This window comes from Streptomyces botrytidirepellens (assembly GCF_003721215.1).
Classification (GTDB): Bacteria; Actinomycetota; Actinomycetes; order Streptomycetales; family Streptomycetaceae; genus Streptomyces; species Streptomyces himastatinicus.
In genome coordinates this window covers 33,962-51,799 of sequence record NZ_RIBZ01000068.1, presented here as the reverse complement: position 1 = coordinate 51,799, position 17,838 = coordinate 33,962, and the positions used below count along the sequence as shown (strand labels likewise).

Below are 17,838 nucleotides of genomic sequence, written 5' to 3'. Positions count from 1 at the left end.
GGTACTGGAGCTGGGTCAGGCGGTATCGGTGCGCGTCGCGGCGACTGCCACGGTGGCGTAGTGCATCGTGAAGCCGCCTCCCGCTGCGTCGATGACCGTGGCGACCCCCGCCAGCACCTCGTCCAGCTTGGCCTGCGGGAGCCGGGTGAAGGCGCCCTGGGTGGGGAGTTGGTCCAGCCACTCGTCCCGCGTGTAGGACTGTTCCCAGTCGAACCGCCACTGCTCGGGGTCGGTGAACGCGCCCACCTCCCGTAGCCGGTCGGCCGTCCGGGCGCACAGTGCCGTGTACCCCTCCGCGGCGGGCACCGCCCATTGGCGGACGGCGATCGAGTCGGGGATCACCCGGCGGTAGACATCGGTGAAGGCTTCCGTCAGTTCGGGCGAGGGCTGGCCCGCGTTCCAGAACAGGGCCAGCAAGCCCTGGGGGCGCAGCGCCTGCGCCGCCTTGGCGGGTCCGGCGAGCGGGTCCACCCAGTGCCAGGTCTGTCCGGAGACGACGGCGTCGAAGCTCCGGCCCGCTGGGTCCCAGTCTTCGAACGCCGCCACCTCGACGTCCAGTCCGCGCCGGCGCGCCAGGTCGGCCATCCGGGCGTCGACCTCGACGCCCAGCACCCGGGAACCGGCCGCGGCGAACTGCCGGGCCACGATGCCGGTGCCGCAGCCGACGTCGAGGACCTCCGGGCCGGGGCCGGCGGCGACGATCCGGTCCACCAGGGCCTGGGGGTAGCGGGGCCGAGCCCGGTCGTAGCGTTCGGCGTCCGAGCCGAACGACTCCGCCACCTGCCGGTGTTGATGGGTCGCGTGTTCGGAGCGAGGGGCTCGCTCCGGCGGTAAAGTGGGCATGCGCCCACTATGAGTGGGCGCATGCCCACTCGTCAAGGGAAGAAGGAGTTGCGCGGTGCCCACGGGAGTAGCCATCCGCGATGTGCGCGACCAACTGTTCAATGCCGCCGAGCGCATCCTGCTCCGGGACGGGCCGAGCGCCCTGACCAGTCGGGCGGTCACCACGGAGGCGGGCTGCGCCAAGGGCGTCCTGCACCGGCACTTCGCCGACTTCGACGCCTTCCTCGCCGAACTCGTGCTGGATCGCATCGCCCGGATCGACGACCGGGCCGCCGCCCTGCGTACGTCCGCCGGAACCGGCACCGTCGCCGACAACCTCACCCAGACGCTGATGGACGTGTTCGGGCCGGTCGCGGTGTCCATCGTCAGCCTCGTCACCTCCCGGGACGAGCTGCGCGCCCGGCTGCGCGGGGCCCGGCCCACCGGCATCCCGATCCTGACCGACGCCGCGACCGCGATCGCCTCCTACCTCACCGCCGAACGTGAACGCGGCCGCGTCACCGCGGATGCCGACGTCGACACGCTCGCCCCCACCCTGATCGGGGCCGCGCACATGCTCTTCGCCGACCGCCACGGCACCCCGCCGGAGGCCGGAGCCGTCCGCAAGGTCGTGACCACGGTCATCGCCGGGGTCGAGTAAGAGACGCTGCGACGAATTGACCTGTTCAGGGACGCGGGGCTCTCTCGCCGTGCACGGCGGTGTACTCGACCGCGAACCGCCGCCACCCGACGGCGGGCAGAGGGGCGCGGGCCCACGAATCCTGCCGCCCCTGCCGGACACACTCGCCGCGGTCACCGTGAGACGCCCGACAGCACCATCGCCGCCACCACTACGGTGGGCAGCCCGACGTACGCGGTGGGCGCCGCCGCGGCACGCCGATGACCGGCAGGGCTCCGGCGAGCGGCCTTCACCCGCGCCGTCGGCGTGCCCCGTCCCGCTTCACCACGAGCTGATGGCGCGTCGTGAGGGTCACGGCGTGGCTTCCGCCTCCACCGGCTTGGGGATGAGGAAGGACGTCGCGAAGGCGGCGGCGATGAGTGCGGCTCCCGTGATGATGCCCGCGCCGTAGCCGGTGGTGGACGTCTTGTCCGCGGGCTCGGCGGCGGTCTGTGCCGCGTAGACGAGGGCGAAGCTGAGGCCCGCGCCGAGGTTGAAGGCGCCCGCGTTCAGGCCCGGCAGGAAGCCGGGGTTCTCCTTCGGGGACAGGACGATGCCGAGACCGTTGAGGACGATGTTGCCCACGCCCGCGTAGGTGATGCCGATGAGGATCGACGCCGCCAGGAGCAGCAGGCGGGAGTCGGCGCGCAGGGTGAGGAGCATCAGGGCGAGGGTGGCGGCCGCGCCGATGAGGCCGAGGCGCAGGATGCGGCCGTAGCCATGGGTGGCGGCCAGGCGACCGGCGAGCGGGCCCATGGCCAGGCCCGCGAGCGCGTACGGGATCAGGGTCCACCAGGCGGACTGTTCGGCGGTCATGCCGAAACCTGCCCGGGCGTCCTGGGCGAAGGCGGGGATCAGGCCGTTCATGACGGCGAACACGCCGGTCATGGTGAGCACGGTGGTCAGCAGCAGGGCCCAGGTGGAGCGCTGCCTGAGGTGGCGGGTGGCCACCAGGGGGTGGCTGCTGCGGTCCTCGGTGCGCCAGAAGAGGACGAAGGCGACGGCGGTGACGACGAACAGGGCGACGACCAGCGACCAGTTGGCGTCGGCGAGCTTCCCGGCCTCGTTGAGGGCGATCAGGGCCGCTCCGACCGAGACGACGAGGAGGGCGACACCGGGCCAGTCCATGCGGCTTTCAGCCGCTGCGCCCTCGGTGGCAACCGACTCCGGAGTGAGGGTGGCGACCAGGACGGTGGCGAGCGCGGCGACGGCGGCCATGGCCCAGAAGATGGACGAGAAGCCGTGGTGGTCGGCGAGGTATCCGCCCGCGAGGGAGTCGACACCGGCGACGCCTCCGTTGACGGCGGTGATGACGCCGAGCAGGGTGCCGTACTTCTTCGGCTCGTGGACCTCGTTGCGCAGCATGATCAGGCACAGCGGCACGGTGGGGCCGGATACGCCCTGGATGACGCGGCCCGCGAAGAGCACGGGGACGCTCCCGGCGAGCGCCGCCATCACACAGCCGACGGCCATCAGCGCCAGCATTCCGGCCAGGACCCGGCGGCGGCCGACGAGGTCGCCCAGGCGGGGCAGGAAGAGCGAGAAGAGGGCCGCCGAGGTGAAGAACGCGGTCTGGGTCAGGCCGACTTCGGCCGAGGTCGCCCCGAGGGAGTTCTCGATGCTCTTCAGGGCGGGGCTGAGCATGCTCGCGTTGAGCTGGAAGGCGAAGCAGGCCGTCAGGAGCGCGGTGACCAGCACCCAGATCCGGACGGGGCGGGTGCCACCCGGTGTGTCGGCCGGAGCGCGGACCGGTTCGGTGGAGGAGTGGGAGGAGTGGGAGGAGGAGTTCATGCGCGTACGTCACCGATCCGCTCGAGGGCGTCCACGATCAGGTCCCAGAAGCGCTGGTGGTCGAGGGTGACCGCGACCTGGGTGTGGCAGTCGTCGGGTGCGGGCGCGCGGAGGTCGGTGACGGTCATGCCGAGGGTGAGGGTGCCGGTGAGTTCGATGTCCACCGGGGCCTTGCGCACGGTCATGACGGTGGGGTCGATGACGTACGCGACGGCGCACGGGTCGTGCACCGGGGGGTGCTCGAAACCCTGCTCCATGAGGTACATGGCGCCGAAGAATTCCAGGAGTTCGTTGACGAACGTGGCGGGTGCGGTGCCGACGCGGGCGATGCGGTCGACGACCTCCGGGGTGGCGAGGGCCTGGTGGGTGAGGTCGAGGCCGACCATCGTGACCGGCCAGCTCTCGTTGAAGACGATGTGGGCGGCCTCGGGGTCGATCTTGATGTTGAACTCGGCGACGGGGCTCCAGTTGCCCGTGTGGTAGCCGCCGCCCATCAGGACGACCTCGCGCACGCGCTGGGCGATGCGGGGCTCCTTGCGTACGGCAAGGGCGATGTTGGTCAGGCCCGCGGTGGGGACGAGGGTGATCTCGCCGGGCTCGTGGGCCATCACCGTGTCGATGATGAGGTCGACGGCGTGCCGGGGGTCCAGGGCCAGGGTGGGCTCGGGCATCGCGGGGCCGTCGATGCCGCTCTCGCCGTGGATCCCGTGGGCCGTTTCGACGGTGCGCACCAGGGGGCGGGCGCAGCCCGCGGCGAAGGGGACGCCGGTGATGTTCGCGATGCGGGCGACCGAGAGGGCGTTGCGGGTGACCTTCTCCAGGGTCTGGTTGCCGACGACGGTGGTGACGGCGACCAGTTCGACGTCGGGGTTGCCGTGCGCCAGGAGCATCGCGATCGCGTCGTCGTGCCCGGGGTCGCAGTCGAGGATGATCTTTCTCATCGGGTTCTCTCTGGAATCGTGTCGCACGTCGAGGTCCGCCGCAGACGAACCCTCGACCGCTCGGTGGGTGACATGAGGAGGCCCTCAGCCGTCGCTTTCGGTCCCACACCGTAACGCGATAGGGTCCGCCGCCTTTCACCGCATCACCTGGGACGATGCGCCCCGGTCCGGGGCGCACGATGATGTCGCCACCCGCGGTCCGGCCTGTGACACCCTCCAGGCCTGGGTGGTCGGCGTCGATGCGGGCGATCACCGTCCCCAGGCCCCCGCCGCCGCGGCCCGCACCACGTAGTCCTCGAAGGTCCGGGGCGCCCGTCCCAGCAGGGTGGCGAGGTCGTCCGTCGTCGCGGCGATCAGCCCGCGTTCCATCATCACGAACATCTCGGCGACGTGGTGGGCGTCGTCCTCGCTCAAGCCCTCCCCGACCAGCGTCGCGGCGTACTCGGCGGGCGAGATCTGACGGTACGTGAGCGGCCGCCCGGACGCCCGGGCGATCAGCTCGACGGCCTCACCGAACGTGAGCGCGCGCGGCCCGGTCAGCTCGTAGACCCGCCCGGCATGCCGACCGGGCTCGGTCAGCACCGTGGCCGCGGCGTCCGCGACGTCTTCCACGTCGATGAACGGCTCGGGAACCGCACCGGCCGGGAGCGCCAGTTCCCCGGCGACCAGCGGGGCGTGGAAGACGTCCTCGTCGAAGTTCTGGGCGAAGTTCGACGGCCGCAGGACGGTCCACTCCAGCGCCGAGCCGCGCACGGCGTCCTCGGCCGACCGCATGTCCAGCCCGAACGTGGAGTCGCCCCAGGTGTCGGCGCCGTGCCCGGAGAGCAGCACCAGCCGCCGCACTCCGGCGGCCTCGGCCCGGGCCACGAACTCGTGCACCGGGCCCGGCACGCTCGGGGCCACCACGTAGACGGCGGCGATACCGCGCAGGGCCGCGTCCCAGCTGCGGGGGTCGGACCAGTCGAACCGGGTCCGGCTCGATCGGGAGGCGGCACGCACCGGCGTGCCGCGCAGCCGCAACCGGGCGGCGATCCGCCGACCCGTCTTGCCGGTTGCGCCGAGGATGAGAGTGGTGTCGTTGCCGTTGCTCATGACGCCGATTGAACACGGGTGCCCCGGACGATCCCATGGGCAAGAAGCCGGATCTCCTGCGTATGCGTCCAGAGGTATTCGTCTAAACTCGCCGAGGTGGACGCGTTCAGTGATCTGATCCGCGGGGTGCGAGCCCACGGCTCGTTGTTCGGCAGCTCGACGCTGTCCCCGCCCTGGTCCCTGCACTTCGTGGACGGCGCGCCGCTGACCCTGTGCACCGTCCTCACCGGGGCGGGCTGGATCGTGCCGGAGCAGCGTCCGCCCGAACCGCTTCGCACCCGCGAGACGATCGTCGTACGCGGCCCCGCGACGTTCACCTTCGTCGACGAGGTCGGCACCCCGGCCGAACCGCTCGCATGCGGTGAGCACTGCGCGACGCCCGAGCAGGGCGGGACCCGGCACCGGCTCGGCTGGAACGACTGCGGCGAGGACGACGCCGGTGACGGCCGCGGTGCGACGACCCTGATCGTCGGCGCCTATCCGGTGCGCGGCGAGATCAGCCGCCGGCTGCTGGACGCGCTGCCCGTCGTCCTGCGCGTGGACGCCGGGGGCACGGCCGACGCCGTGCTGGACCACGTCGCCGCCGAGGTCGCCGTCGACACCCCGGGCCAACAGGTCGTCCTCGACCGGCTGCTGGACTGGATGCTGGTCTGCACGCTGCGCGAGTGGTTCGACCGGCCAGGGGGCGAGCCCCCGGCCTGGTGGGCCGCCCAGCGGGACCCGGTGGTCGGCCACGCGCTGCGCCTGCTGCACGCCGAACCGGCGGCACCCTGGACGGTCGCCGCGCTGGCCGATCGCACCGGGGTGTCGCGTTCGACGCTGGCCAAGCGGTTCGCCGACCTGGTCGGCGAACCGCCGCTGACCTACCTCACCCGGTGGCGCATGACGCTGGCGGCCGACCTCCTGGTCGAGCAGCAGGCCGCGACCATCGCGGACGTCGCCCGGACCGTGGGGTATGCCGACCCCTTCGGGTTCAGCGCGGCGTTCAAACGGGTACGAGGCGCCAACCCGAGCGAGTTCCGCCGCACCGCGACCGGCTCGAACGTCTGAAGAACCACGCTTCAGGCAAGGAACTTCCGCGGGTGGGCCAGCAGGACACCGGGGCGTTCCTCGGGGATGAAGTGGCCGCAGTCGACCGAAGTCGGCGAACACGATGTCGTCCGTGCCGATCACCCGGTCCGGCGGGTTCTCCCGGTATGGAGTCGACCGCCAGGCGAGCCACGACGTGCGATGCGGCCATACGCGAGGAACGCGACGGTGGCGACCAGCAGATACGTGGGGACGAGCAGCACCGCGTCCGGTGTCGTCTGGTCCACGGACCAACCCGCATCACGCTCGTTGCCTTCCAGCACGACCCGGTTGACGGTCAGAAAGGTGAGGTGCGCGCCGATCGTGGCCCACAGCGGAGCCCCGGCCACGGCCGTCCTGGCGGCGACGAGCATCAGGCCGAACACGGTCAGCAGGACGAGATAGTCGACCGGATGCTGCCCAGCCGGCGCCGGCCCGATCGGCGGGGGCTCCTCGCCGACCAGCCGCGCCACCCCGGCCTCCACCACCGTCGAGACACCAGGTACCAACAGGAAGGCTGCCGTGGTGCCCAGGGCCGAGACCATCGCCCCGAACCGCTCGCGCAGAGACGTCCAGGCGTAGCCGCGCAGCGTGGTCTCCTCGGGCAGCGCTTCCAGGAGCAGCGCGACAAGTGCGTTGGAGAGGACGAAGCCGACGAGGGCCGCGGGGTCGGGTCGCGCCCAATCCAGCATCCCGGCGGCCGTGCCCGCGCCCAGCACGAGCGCCGCCGCGGCGACCGTCACGCCGACCCCGATGAGGAAAGCGTGCAGACGCAGGCCCGCGTTTCCGAAACCGAGTGAACCGGGGCGCGCGGCACGAAGGATCAGGGGTACGGCCACAGCGCTGACGAGCGCTGCGGGGATCAGCCGGGCCGGTAAGCCGCCCACCCCGCAGGCGTCGGCGAGGGCCGGGCCGAGCCCGGTGCCGACGCCGAGCGCCACGGCCATGACGAGGCCACCGCCCAGGGCCCGGGCCACGGCCCCGCCCCGGTCGGACGCGGATGCTCGGTGGCGAAGTTCGGACATGGTTCTCCCGGCTCTCGGCTCTCGGCTGGGCACCTCAGGCGCTCTCCAGCCTCACCTGCCGCCACGTCATGACCGTCGTCCTCGCGGAGGAAACGCACGTACATCCTTTGACGGAACACGTTCACCGCAAAAAACGTCAGCCTCAGGAGAGCAGGTCCGCGTCCCCTCGGCGCAGGCCGTCGAGGATGACGTTCATCAGGGGCCGTGCCGTGGATTCCCACTCATCCCGGTCCAGTCGGCCGAGGTAGGCGATGAGCAGCAGGACCCCGTGGGCGTCCACGTCCGTGCGGAGGGAACCGGTCTCCTTCCCGGCGTCCAGCAGCTGGGTGAGGGCGCCTTCGATGGGGTTGTGGCTGTGGGCGACGAGGTCCTGCCACGCCACCGGCTCGAGCGCCGCCAGGACGCCGCGCTTGATCTCGGCGTAGTCGATCACGCGGTCGAGCCAGTGGCGCAGGGCTTCCACGGGCTCGTGTTCCGCCAGCAGGGCGGAGGCGGCGGTCACGAGCTCTTCGACGTCACGCCGGTAGACCTCGGCGAGAAGCGCTTCGCGGTTGGGGAAGTTCCGGTAGAGCGTTCCCTGTCCTACCCCGGCGCGCTTGGCGATCTCGTTGAGGTGGACGTGAGGGGACTCGGCGAGGGCTGCACGGGCGGCCTCCACGATGCGGGTCCGGTTCTCCACCGCATCCGTACGGCGTGCTGGCGCGCTCATGGGCCTCTCCTGATGTTCTTCCTGTGACAAGTGGACACGCGGGCCCCGGCTCACTCGGGTGCGCCCCTCACGAGCTACCACCTCCCGGGTGACCGTACCCGAACCGACCTCCCGCACAAACGCACGTACGATCCATGGCGCCTGATCGCCCGGACTATGCGAGGCAACAGAGCGTCCATCCCTCGCACTTGCGGCAGCGCGCTCACCCCGTGCCATGCCCGCCGGACCGGCGAAGTCCGGCGCGGCACCTGTGCCCCGCTGGGGACGTTCCGTAACGCAAGCCCCCGAACCCACCATGCCGGACACGGACGCTTACGCTGGCCGGGGCTGTTCTACAGCAGCTTGTTCTCGTGATGCGACAGGAGTGCACGATGGCCACCTCCACCGATGTGGAGACCCCTCCGGAGAACCGTTCCGGTGGTCGCCTGCGGTCCTGGATGCTGGAGGGGCTGGCCGATATGGCCAAGCGCCAGCCGGGGCCGCACGCTCAGCCGTCCGAGGAGCACCGGGGTCAGCGCTGGTGGCGGGTGATGTGCCTGACCGGCGTGGACTACTTCTCCACCCTCGGCTACCAGCCCGGTATCGCCGCCCTGGCCGCCGGGCTGCTCTCCCCCATCGCCACGCTCGTCCTGGTGGCCGTGACCCTGGCCGGGGCGCTGCCGGTGTACCGGCGGGTGGCCAAGGAGAGCCCGCACGGCGAGGGGTCGATCGCGATGCTGGAGCGGCTGCTGTCGTTCTGGCAGGGCAAGCTCTTCGTGCTGACGCTGCTGGGCTTCGCCGCGACGGACTTCCTGATCACGATCACCCTCTCCGCGGCCGACGCCTCCACCCACCTGGTGGAGAACCCGCACTTCACCAGCCTCCTGCACGGCCATGAGGTCGCCATCACCATGGGCCTGGTCGCCCTGCTGGGAGCGGTCTTCCTCAAGGGGTTCACCGAGGCCATCGGCGTGGCGGTGGCCCTGGTGGGCGCGTATCTCGCGCTCAACGCGGTCGTGGTGATCGTCGGGCTGTGGCATGTGGCCACCGCCTCCCACGTCGTCACCGACTGGTCACAGGCGCTGACCGCCCAGCACAGCAACCCCCTGATCATGGTCGGTCTGGCGCTGGTGGTCTTCCCCAAGCTCGCCCTCGGCCTGTCCGGGTTCGAGACCGGCGTGGCGGTCATGCCCCACGTCCGGGGCGACCCCGGCGACACCGAGGCGCGGCCCACCGGCCGGATCCGGGACACCCGGAAGCTGCTCACCACCGCCGCGGTGATCATGAGCGGCTTCCTGATCTGCACCAGCTTCATCACCACCCTGCTGATACCGCAGGACGCGTTCAAGGCGGGCGGCCCGGCCAACGGCCGCGCCCTGGCCTACCTCGCCCACCAGTACCTGGGCTCGGCCTTCGGCACCGTCTACGACGCCGCCACCATCGGCATCCTGTGGTTCGCGGGCGCCTCCGCCATGGCCGGGCTGCTCAACCTCATGCCGCGCTATCTGCCCCGGTACGGCATGGCACCGCACTGGGCCCGCGCGGTCCGCCCCATGGTGCTCGTCTTCACCCTGATCGGCTTCCTGGTCACCTGGATCTTCGACGCCGACGTGGACGCCCAGGGCGGCGCCTATGCCACCGGGGTGCTGGTCCTGATGACCTCCGCCGCCGTCGCCGTCACCATCGCCGCCCGCCGCTCCCGGCAGCGGGGCTGGACCATCGCGTTCGGGGCCATCTCCGTGGTCTTCCTCTACACCACCGCGGTCAACGTCGTCGAACGCCCCGACGGTGTGAAGATCGGCGCCTGTTTCATCGCGGGCATCATCGCCGTGTCCCTGCTGTCCCGCTTGGCCCGCGCCTTCGAACTGCGGGTCACCGACATGGAGCTGGACGACCTGGCCGAGCGCTTCGTCCGGGACACCGCCACCCGCCGGATACGGTTCATCGCCAACGAGCCCGACAACCGTGACGCCGCCGAGTACCGCGACAAGGTCCAGCAGATACGGGCCGACAACGACACCCCCGGCGAGGAGGACTTCATCTTCGTCGAGGTCACCGTCCGCGACCCCTCCGACTTCGAAACAGCGGTACGGGTACGGGGCGAGGTCCTGCACGGCCGCTACCGCGTCCTGACCCTCGACGGCTCCAGCATCCCCAACTCACTGGCCGCCCTGCTGCTGCACGTGCGGGACGAGACCGGATGCCGACCACACATCTACTTCGAGTGGACCGAGGGCAGCCCCTTCGCCCAGTTCCTGCGGTTCTTCCTGTTCGGCCAGGGAGAGGTCGCCCCCGTCACCCGCGAAGTCCTCCGCGAAGCCGAACCCGACCGCGCCCGCCGCCCTCACGTCCACGTGGGTTGAGCGCGGCCCGCCGCCGACACGGCGTCACTTCACGTCCCATTGCGTCCGCAGCCCGGAGACGAAGGTGGTGAAGTCGGCGACCATGTCCGTGCCGCCGGTGTCGAGCAACCACTGCTGCTGCAAGCCGTCGAGGGTGGCGATCGTGAGGCGCACGAGGACGGCGACGGGCGCGTCGGGGTGGATCTCGCCGCGCTGCTGACCGTCGCGGATGGCGTCGGTGAGCCAGTTGCGGGTGCTGGTGTAGTGGTCGAGCAGCCACGCGTGGGCGGGATGACCGGACTCGGTGGCCTCGGCGGAGAGCCGCACGAACAGCCCGACGAGTTCGGGCCGGGTGGAGTTGCGCGCCACGAGCGAGGTGAGGGCGTCGAAGGCCGCCCAGCCGAGCGGTGGGCGGTCATCGGTACCGGCGAGGAACCGCCCGTCCTCGGCTTCGCGGTGTTCGAGCACCGCGGCGAGCAGCGCCGCCTTGTTGGGGAAGTGATGCAGCAGACCGGACTGGGACAGGTCGGCCTTCTCGGCCACCAGAGCGATGCTGGTACCCCGGTAACCGGCGGTGGAGAAGAGTTCGATGGCGGCCCGGACCGCCTTCGCACGGGATTCGGCGCCTGCGGCCTCCACCCGGGACCTCGCACGGGGGGTGCGGTAGCGGGGTGGGAAGGACATGGGGCGTACTCCTTACGGGTCAGGCGGTCAGGCGGTCCGGGCTCGGGTCGGCGCGCCGGGGTCCGGCGGTCAATGCGCCGGGGTCGGCGCGCCGGGCGCAAGGTCAGTGCGTCGGGTGCAGGGTCAGCGTAATGCGCGTGTCGCCGAGCCCTCGCGCGACCAGCACCTGGCCGCCCGGCAGCGGCCGCCACACCCGTGCGCCTGTGTCCCAACGGCGCTGGGCACGAGGGTCGCAGGGGACCTCGATGGTCGCCGTCTCGCCCGGGCGTACGCGCACACCCGCCCAGCCGATGAGCCGGACCGGCTCTGCGGGGTCGGCCGGTCGAAGGTAGAGCTGGACGACTTCGCGTGAGGGGTGGGCTCCGATGTTGGTGACCTGGACGCGCACCCTGCGCACCATGCCGTCGTCGACGGTCGCGTCGGCGCGCTCGTAGCGCCAGGCGCCGTAGCCCAGCCCGTGGCCGAACCAGAACAGCGGTTGCGGACACCGGGGTGTGGCCCATCCGCGGTAGCCGAACGCGGCGCCCTCGGTGTAGGCGAGCGCGCCGTCGGTCGGGGTGGTGTCCCAGGCGGGACCGTCGCCGTCATGGGCGGGGAAGGTCGTGACCAGCCGCCCGGCCGGTTCGATCTCGCCGAGCAGCGCGGCGGCGACCGCGTCGCCGGCTTCCTGGCCGGGCAGTCCGGCCCACAGCACCGCGTCGACCCGGTCGAGCCAGGGCATGAGCACGGGCGTGGCCGCGTTGATCACGACGATGGTGCGCTGCGCCGCCGCTGCGACCGCGGCCACCAGGGCGTCCTGCTCCCCCGGCAGCGCGAGGGTCGTCTTGTCGAGCCCTTCGGTTTCCTGTTCGTCGGTCAGGCCGACCGCCACGACCGCCACATCGGCGCGGGCGGCGGCACGGGCCGCCGCGCCGATCGCCGTGGCCGGTGAGGGTGAGGCGGGGCGCGCGATCAGGCCGCAGCGGCTGTGTTCCACCAGCCGGGGGCGGGTGGCCGTGAGGATCGCGCCGGGTTCGAGGTCGAGTTGCGTGGTCCACGCCGGTGGATTGAGCACGCCCGCGGAGAACGCCGCGGCGCCGTCCTGGTCGATGGCGTACCGCTGCGCCCCGGCCCGGACGGTCCATTCGCCCAGCCCGGTCACGCCGATCTGCATACGGGCCGGGGCGTCCAGCGCGATCCGGGCCGTCAGTTCGATGGTGTCGGCGCTGTCGAGCCAGCCGCCGCGTCCCGTGACGAGTTCGGTCACTTCGGTGTGACGGGACTCCAGCACCGCGCCGGTGGCGTCCCGAGCGGTGACCCGCATGCCGGGCAGCCCGGTTTCCGGGTCGCGCAGCAGGTCCGGCACCGGCACCGGGCGGTGCCGGACCTCCACCCCGTCGACCACGGCCACCCGGTCCCGGCCGAGCGCGGCGACCAGTCCATCGGCGACGGACACCACATGGGGCGGACGCAGCTTCGCCGAGCCACCGCCCTGAACGATGGTTTCGACGGCATGCCGTCCGATCACCGCCACGGTCCCGGTGTCGGCCGCGAGGGGCAGCACACCGTCCCGGTTGACGAGCACGGTCATGCCACCCGCGGCGAGCCGCCGCACCTGGGCACGGCGGGCGGGGCTGTCCGGCGCGGGCAGGCCGTGGCTGCGGTCGGTCTCGGCATCGGCATCGGCGTCGGCGTCGGGCGAGGCATCGGCAGAGGAGGCGGGGAACCGGCCGACCCTGGCGGCCAGTCGAAGCAGTCGCCTCAGGTGCTCGTCGACGGTGCTCTCCTCGACCTCACCGGCGCGCACGGCCGTCACCAGGCGGTGTCCCCACGGCCCGTCGGGTCCGGGCATCACCAGATCCAGCCCCCCGGCGGCGCTGGCCACGGTGGAGCGGGTGGCGTACCAGTCGGACATCACCACGCCGTCGAAGCCCCACTCGCCCTTGAGCACCCCGTCGATGAGTTCGGTGTGCTCGGTTGCGGGCGTCCCGTTGACCCCGTTGTACGCGGCCATGACCGACCATGCGTGGGCATCGGCCACGACCATCTCGAAGGGCAGCAAATACACTTCGCGCAACGTCCGCTCGTCGATGACCGAGTCGACGGTGGTGCGTTCGGTCTCGGACTCGTTGGCGAGGAAGTGCTTCGGGGTCGCGGCGACCCCGTGCCGCTGGAGCCCGCTGACGAAACCGCCCGCCAGCGCCCCGGTCAGCAGCGGGTCCTCGCTGTACGTCTCGAACAGCCGCCCGCCCAGCGGAGTGCGATGCAGGTTGATCGTCGGGCCGAGCACCACGTGCGCGTCGTGCGCGGCGGCCTCCTCCGCCAGGAGCGCCCCGACCTCCTCCGCCACCCGCACATCCCAGTGTTGGGCCAGCAGGGTGGCGTTGGGCAGCAGACAGGACCTGCGGCCACCCGTGAACTCCGGGCCCCGCACTCCCGTGGGGCCGTCCGACAACCGCACCTCGGCCAGCCCGATCGCGGGCTCGGCGTGCAGCGCGAACATCGCCGCCCCGGTCAGCAGGCGCACCTTCCGCTCGAGATCGAGCGACTCGATCGCCTTCTCGATGCGGCCCGCCAGGTCGTCGGGTGCGTCAGCGGTCATGATGTCCATTTCTCTGCGACGGAGTTCGGGGGTCAACGGACCTTCTTCACCGGGAGGATGGCCAGTGCTCCCACCAGGCAGATGGCGGCCGCGGTGGTCAGCAGCACCGTGTAGTTGTGGCTGCCCCCGACGCCGATCAACACCGCTCCCAGACCTGGCGCGATCGACTGCGGGCCGACGTTGGCGATGTTGAACACGCCGAGGTCCTTCGCCGCGTCGTCGGGGTCGGGCAGCACGTCGATCACCAGCGCCAGATCCACCCCCATGTAGATGCCGTAGCCCAGCCCGCACACCACCTCGGCGAGGTAGAACATCTCGAGGGAACCGGCGCCGATCAGCATGACCAGGCCGAGCCCGAAGACCAGCGTCGCGGAGAACACGAACGCCTTCCGGCGCCGCAGCCGGTCGGAGAGCCATCCGGTGGTCTGCGCGGCGATGACCAGGGCGATCGTGTAGACCAGCACGCCGGTGGCCATCACCCCGGTCGCCCGGGCCACCGACAGCGCGAACTCGTGCTGGAGGTAGAGCAGCCGGAACGTGGTGAACAGATACGAGGCCAGGACGAGCAGGAACCGCGACACCCAGACCAGGGCGAAGTCGGGGTACCGGCGGGGGTTCACCCAGAACGTCTTCAGCACGGTGCGCACCCCACCCTCGCGCGGCGGCCGGTGCGGCAGCGGGCGATCCGGCAGGACGACGGCGAACAGCACCATCAGTCCCAGCCCCACCAGGCCGGGAACGAGGAACAGCACCAGCACGTGCCCGCTGAAGAACTTGCCCGCGTAGGCGGCGCCCAGGATCGCGAGGTTCTGCATCACCCCGAGCAGCCCGGCCACCTTGCCCCGCTGGAACATCGGCACCTGATCCGCGACGGTCGCCACATGGGCGGCCAGCGCCGCGTTCGCCGACACCTGTCCGACGAACCACGCCACCACGACCACGGCCAGACTCTGCGCCGTCGCGATGATCAACAGGCATATGGCCAGGCCCAGCACGCCCGCCACCAGCCACGGCCGACGGCGCCCGAAGCGGCCGGTCGTACGGTCGCTGATCCGCCCGAACACCGGGTTCGCCACGAACGCCGCCACCGCGCCCACCGTGGACGCCAACCCCAGCGCCCCGACCTCGTGCCCCGGCGCCACGGCCTGCACCTTGACCGCCAGCCCGACGAACACGGGGGCCGCCAGCGCCAGGAACAACCCCAGCTGTGCCAGGGCCATCGTGGTCACCAGCCATCTGCCGACCGGCCGCGTCGGCGCGCCCGTCACCGATGACACATCCGCCCCGGGCTCCGATCCCACCACCGTCATCTCAGCCTCCTCGCCGCGACGCGAAGGCGCTCAGGACCTCCGTCGACGTTCTGGCCGGTATCAGACCACGGCGACCGACCGAGTGCACGGTCTGTATATCAGACCGTTATAAACACCCAGAGCGCGAGCCCGAGACAGCTGAACGCGGCGCCCAGTGCGCAGACCGCACCCCAGCCGGCCACCGCGTAGAGGGAGGTCGCGGCGAGGGCGCCGGTGGCGCTGCCGATCGAGTAGAAGACCATGTATCCGCCGATCAGCCGACTGCCCGCCTCCGGGTGCAGTGCGTAGATCAGCGTCTGATTGGTGACGTGGACCGCCTGCACGGCGAGGTCGAGAAGGATCACCCCGACGGCCAGGGCCCAGAGCGAGCTACGGGTGAAGGCCAAGGGCAGCCACGAGGCGGCGAGCAGGGCCAGGGCGATGCCGGTGGTCCGCCGGGAGAGTCCGCGGTCGTTCAGGCGGCCCGCCACGGTCGCGGCCAGGGCACCGGCGACACCGATCAGCCCCAGCGCCCCGATCGCGCTGTGCGGCAGGAGGTACGGGGCCTCGCTGAGCGGCAGCGCGACGCTGCTCCACAGGGTGCTGAAGGCGGCGAAGATCAGCAGACCGAACAGGGCCCGGAGCCGCAGCAGTCGTTCCCGTGCGAACAGGGTGACCGTGGAGCGCAGGAGCTGTCCGTAGCGCAGGGTTGCCGGCGGAGCGCCACCGTGGCGCGGCAGCACTCGGTACAGGACCAGGGCGAGCGCGGCGGAGAGCGAGGCCGACGCGAGGTAGACGGAGCGCCAGCCCGCGAGATCGGCCATGAGGCCGGACGCGGTACGGGCGAGCAGGATGCCGATGACCACGCCGCTGGTGACCAGACCGACGACCCGTCCGCGCTCGGCGGGAGGGGCCAGCGACGCCGCGAAGGCCACCAGCGTCTGCGTGACGACCGCGAGAAGCCCCGTCGCGGCCATGCCCGCGAGCAGGATCGCCGCCGCGTGGGCGGTGGCCACCACGGCCAGCGCCACCACCAGCAGCAGCAATTGGCCCACGATGAGCCGTCTGCGGTCGGCCACGTCACCCAGCGGCACCAGGAAGAAGAGCCCCAGCCCGTATCCGACATGCGTGAGGGTGACCACGCTGCCGACCAATGCCGGGCTCATGGCGAGGTCGTGACCCATCGTCACCAGGAGCGGCTGGGAGAAGTAGACGTTGGCCACCGCCGCTCCGCAGGCGACGGCGAACAGGATGACGACGCCACGGGACAGGACGAACGCGGAACCCTCCCCGCCTCGGGCCTCGGCCCGTCGTGTCACGGCATCACCGTTGCCGGGCATCAGCACTCCCCCACATTCTGGTTTCATCTTGCTACCAGTGGCGGACAATATCCCGCTTGGTAGCATGTTGCAACCATCGTGAGAGTGAGGGACGCGCCATGGTGACCAGGACACGCTTCGACGACAGCGAATGCCCCGTCGCCCGGTCGGTGGACGCGATCGGCGACTGGTGGTCCCTGCTGATCGTGCGGGACGCCTTCGACGGAAGCCGACGCTTCGGGGAGTTCCAGCGCAGCCTCGGCGTGGCGAAGAACATCCTCGCCGCGCGACTGCGCACCCTGGTCGCCGGTGGCGTCCTCGAATCCGTCCCCGCCTCGGACGGCAGCGCCTACCGCGAGTACGCACTGACCCCGAAGGGCGAGGCGCTCTTCCCCGTCATCGTGGCACTGCGGCAGTGGGGCGAACAGAACTTCTTCGACCCCGGCGAACCGCACTCGGAGCTGGTCGACCGCCGAGAGGGACACCCCCTCCGCGCCCTGGAAGTGCTGTCCGCGGACGGGCGACGGCTGAGCCCCGGCGACACCACCGTGCACAAGGTTTCCGCCGAGTGATCCAGCCGGAGCCCGTGCGAGCGATCCGTCAGGTGCGTGCCGCCTCGGAGCCGGACAACTCGGTGTAGCCGCCGGGCAGTACGCGCGCCCGGCTCGGCGTCGAGGCGCTGCGCGCCGAGGCGACCGAGGGCGCGTCCCACTTCGCGGGAGGTGCGGGGCGGCACAGCTCCTTCACCTGAGCGCTCGGCAAGAATCTTCCGGAGCATGGCTTCCATGGAAAAACTTCTCCCTGGGCAGCGGCCATTGCGGGGCAACAACGCAAACATCTTTGGTCCTTTTCGGCCTAGCCTTCCCTCCCAGAGCAAGAATGCGAGGGATCGATCGATGGACATGACGACGCTGGCGGCCTTCCTGGCAGTGGATCTGCTGCTGGTGTTCACCCCGGGCGCCGACTGGGCGTACGCGATCTCGGCCGGGCTGCGGGACCGGTCGGTGGTCCCGGCGGTCGCCGGGCTGATAGCGGGATACGTCGGGTACACGCTGCTCGCCGTCGCGGGTCTGGTGGTGATCGTGGCGAGTTCGGCGACCGTGCTCACCGTGCTGACGGTCGCCGGGGCGGGCTATCTGGTGTGGCTGGGCTGCGGCGTACTGCGGCAGCCCACGACGCTGACGGCGTCCGATGAGGCCATGGGGTCCTCCCGCTTGCAGATCATGCTCAAGGGGGTCGGGATCAGCGGCCTGAACCCCAAGGCGCTGCTGCTGTACTTCTCGCTGTTTCCGCAGTTCATCAACCCCGCGGGCGGTTGGCCGGTGGCCGCGCAGACCGGTCTGCTGGGCACGCTCCACATGACGGCCTGCGCCCTGGTCTACCTCGGCGTCGGCGTTCTCGCCCGCACGGTTCTGAAGACCCGGCCCTCGGCGGCCCGGGCCGTCACCCGGGTCTCCGGTGCCATGATGATCGCCATCGGTGTGTTCCTGCTGGCGGAACGCCTGGTCGGCTGACGA

General features: G+C 71.3%; 16 protein-coding genes. 5 read left to right on the top strand and 11 right to left on the bottom strand.

The window, feature by feature from the left end:
* Positions 1-15 precede the first annotated feature (15 nt).
* Positions 16-843, bottom strand: a complete 828-nt coding sequence (locus tag EEJ42_RS05280) for a class I SAM-dependent methyltransferase (protein ID WP_123098830.1) — start codon at positions 841-843, stop codon at positions 16-18.
* Positions 844-898: 55 nt separating this feature from the next.
* On the opposite strand from EEJ42_RS05280, the gene EEJ42_RS05275 reads away from it, so the two are divergent.
* Positions 899-1,483, top strand: a complete 585-nt coding sequence (locus EEJ42_RS05275; RefSeq protein ID WP_123098829.1) for a TetR/AcrR family transcriptional regulator — start codon at positions 899-901, stop codon at positions 1,481-1,483.
* 330 nt (positions 1,484-1,813) lie between these two features.
* On the opposite strand, the gene uriT is transcribed toward EEJ42_RS05275, so the two are convergent.
* The 3 genes from uriT to EEJ42_RS05260 form a co-directional block, all read right to left on the bottom strand.
* A complete protein-coding gene (gene uriT, locus EEJ42_RS05270) occupies positions 1,814-3,292 on the bottom strand; it encodes a uridine transporter UriT (RefSeq protein WP_123098828.1) in 1,479 nt (492 codons plus the stop codon).
* The gene (uriH, locus tag EEJ42_RS05265) at positions 3,289-4,233 is read right to left on the bottom strand and encodes a uridine-preferring nucleoside hydrolase UriH (protein ID WP_123098827.1); all 945 of its coding nucleotides are present in this window, start codon (positions 4,231-4,233) and stop codon (positions 3,289-3,291) included. The genes uriT and uriH overlap by 4 nt, the downstream gene beginning before the upstream one ends.
* A gap of 249 nt (positions 4,234-4,482) precedes the next feature.
* A complete protein-coding gene (locus EEJ42_RS05260; RefSeq protein WP_123098826.1) occupies positions 4,483-5,325 on the bottom strand; it encodes an NAD(P)H-binding protein in 843 nt (280 codons plus the stop codon).
* A gap of 96 nt (positions 5,326-5,421) precedes the next feature.
* Between EEJ42_RS05260 and EEJ42_RS05255 the strand changes: the two genes are divergently transcribed.
* Positions 5,422-6,375 (top strand): AraC family transcriptional regulator, encoded by a 954-nt coding sequence (locus tag EEJ42_RS05255; RefSeq protein ID WP_123098825.1) that lies wholly within the window; start codon positions 5,422-5,424, stop codon positions 6,373-6,375.
* A 119-nt stretch (positions 6,376-6,494) separates the two neighbouring features.
* Here EEJ42_RS05255 and EEJ42_RS05250 read toward each other — a convergent pair whose 3' ends face one another.
* Positions 6,495-7,418, bottom strand: coding sequence for a CPBP family glutamic-type intramembrane protease (locus tag EEJ42_RS05250; RefSeq protein WP_184502945.1), 924 nt, complete (start codon positions 7,416-7,418; stop codon positions 6,495-6,497).
* 142 nt (positions 7,419-7,560) lie between these two features.
* Positions 7,561-8,127 (bottom strand): TetR/AcrR family transcriptional regulator, encoded by a 567-nt coding sequence (locus EEJ42_RS05245; RefSeq protein ID WP_123098824.1) that lies wholly within the window; start codon positions 8,125-8,127, stop codon positions 7,561-7,563.
* A 371-nt stretch (positions 8,128-8,498) separates the two neighbouring features.
* On the opposite strand from EEJ42_RS05245, the gene EEJ42_RS05240 reads away from it, so the two are divergent.
* Complete coding sequence (locus EEJ42_RS05240) at positions 8,499-10,469, top strand: APC family permease (protein ID WP_123098823.1); 1,971 nt, start codon at positions 8,499-8,501, stop codon at positions 10,467-10,469.
* Between the two features lie 24 nt (positions 10,470-10,493).
* Here the strand turns inward: EEJ42_RS05240 and EEJ42_RS05235 are convergent, their stop codons facing one another.
* The 4 genes from EEJ42_RS05235 to EEJ42_RS05220 all read right to left on the bottom strand — a co-directional run bounded on the left by EEJ42_RS05235 (position 10,494) and on the right by EEJ42_RS05220 (position 16,342).
* A complete protein-coding gene (locus tag EEJ42_RS05235) occupies positions 10,494-11,132 on the bottom strand; it encodes a TetR/AcrR family transcriptional regulator (protein ID WP_123098822.1) in 639 nt (212 codons plus the stop codon).
* 103 nt (positions 11,133-11,235) lie between these two features.
* Positions 11,236-13,713 (bottom strand): beta-glucosidase family protein, encoded by a 2,478-nt coding sequence (locus EEJ42_RS05230; protein WP_123098850.1) that lies wholly within the window; start codon positions 13,711-13,713, stop codon positions 11,236-11,238.
* A gap of 32 nt (positions 13,714-13,745) precedes the next feature.
* A complete protein-coding gene (locus EEJ42_RS05225) occupies positions 13,746-15,023 on the bottom strand; it encodes an MFS transporter (RefSeq protein ID WP_123098821.1) in 1,278 nt (425 codons plus the stop codon).
* 98 nt (positions 15,024-15,121) lie between these two features.
* Entirely contained in the window at positions 15,122-16,342 is a 1,221-nt protein-coding gene (locus EEJ42_RS05220) for an MFS transporter (protein WP_184502944.1), read from the bottom strand.
* Between the two features lie 98 nt (positions 16,343-16,440).
* On the opposite strand from EEJ42_RS05220, the gene EEJ42_RS05215 reads away from it, so the two are divergent.
* Complete coding sequence (locus EEJ42_RS05215) at positions 16,441-16,893, top strand: winged helix-turn-helix transcriptional regulator (protein WP_123098820.1); 453 nt, start codon at positions 16,441-16,443, stop codon at positions 16,891-16,893.
* 28 nt (positions 16,894-16,921) lie between these two features.
* Here EEJ42_RS05215 and EEJ42_RS50645 read toward each other — a convergent pair whose 3' ends face one another.
* The gene (locus EEJ42_RS50645) at positions 16,922-17,083 is read right to left on the bottom strand and encodes a hypothetical protein (protein ID WP_184502943.1); all 162 of its coding nucleotides are present in this window, start codon (positions 17,081-17,083) and stop codon (positions 16,922-16,924) included.
* Between the two features lie 134 nt (positions 17,084-17,217).
* On the opposite strand from EEJ42_RS50645, the gene EEJ42_RS05210 reads away from it, so the two are divergent.
* Positions 17,218-17,835: a LysE family translocator gene (locus tag EEJ42_RS05210; protein ID WP_123098819.1), complete on the top strand. Its 618-nt coding sequence runs from the start codon at positions 17,218-17,220 to the stop codon at positions 17,833-17,835.
* Positions 17,836-17,838 lie beyond the last annotated feature (3 nt).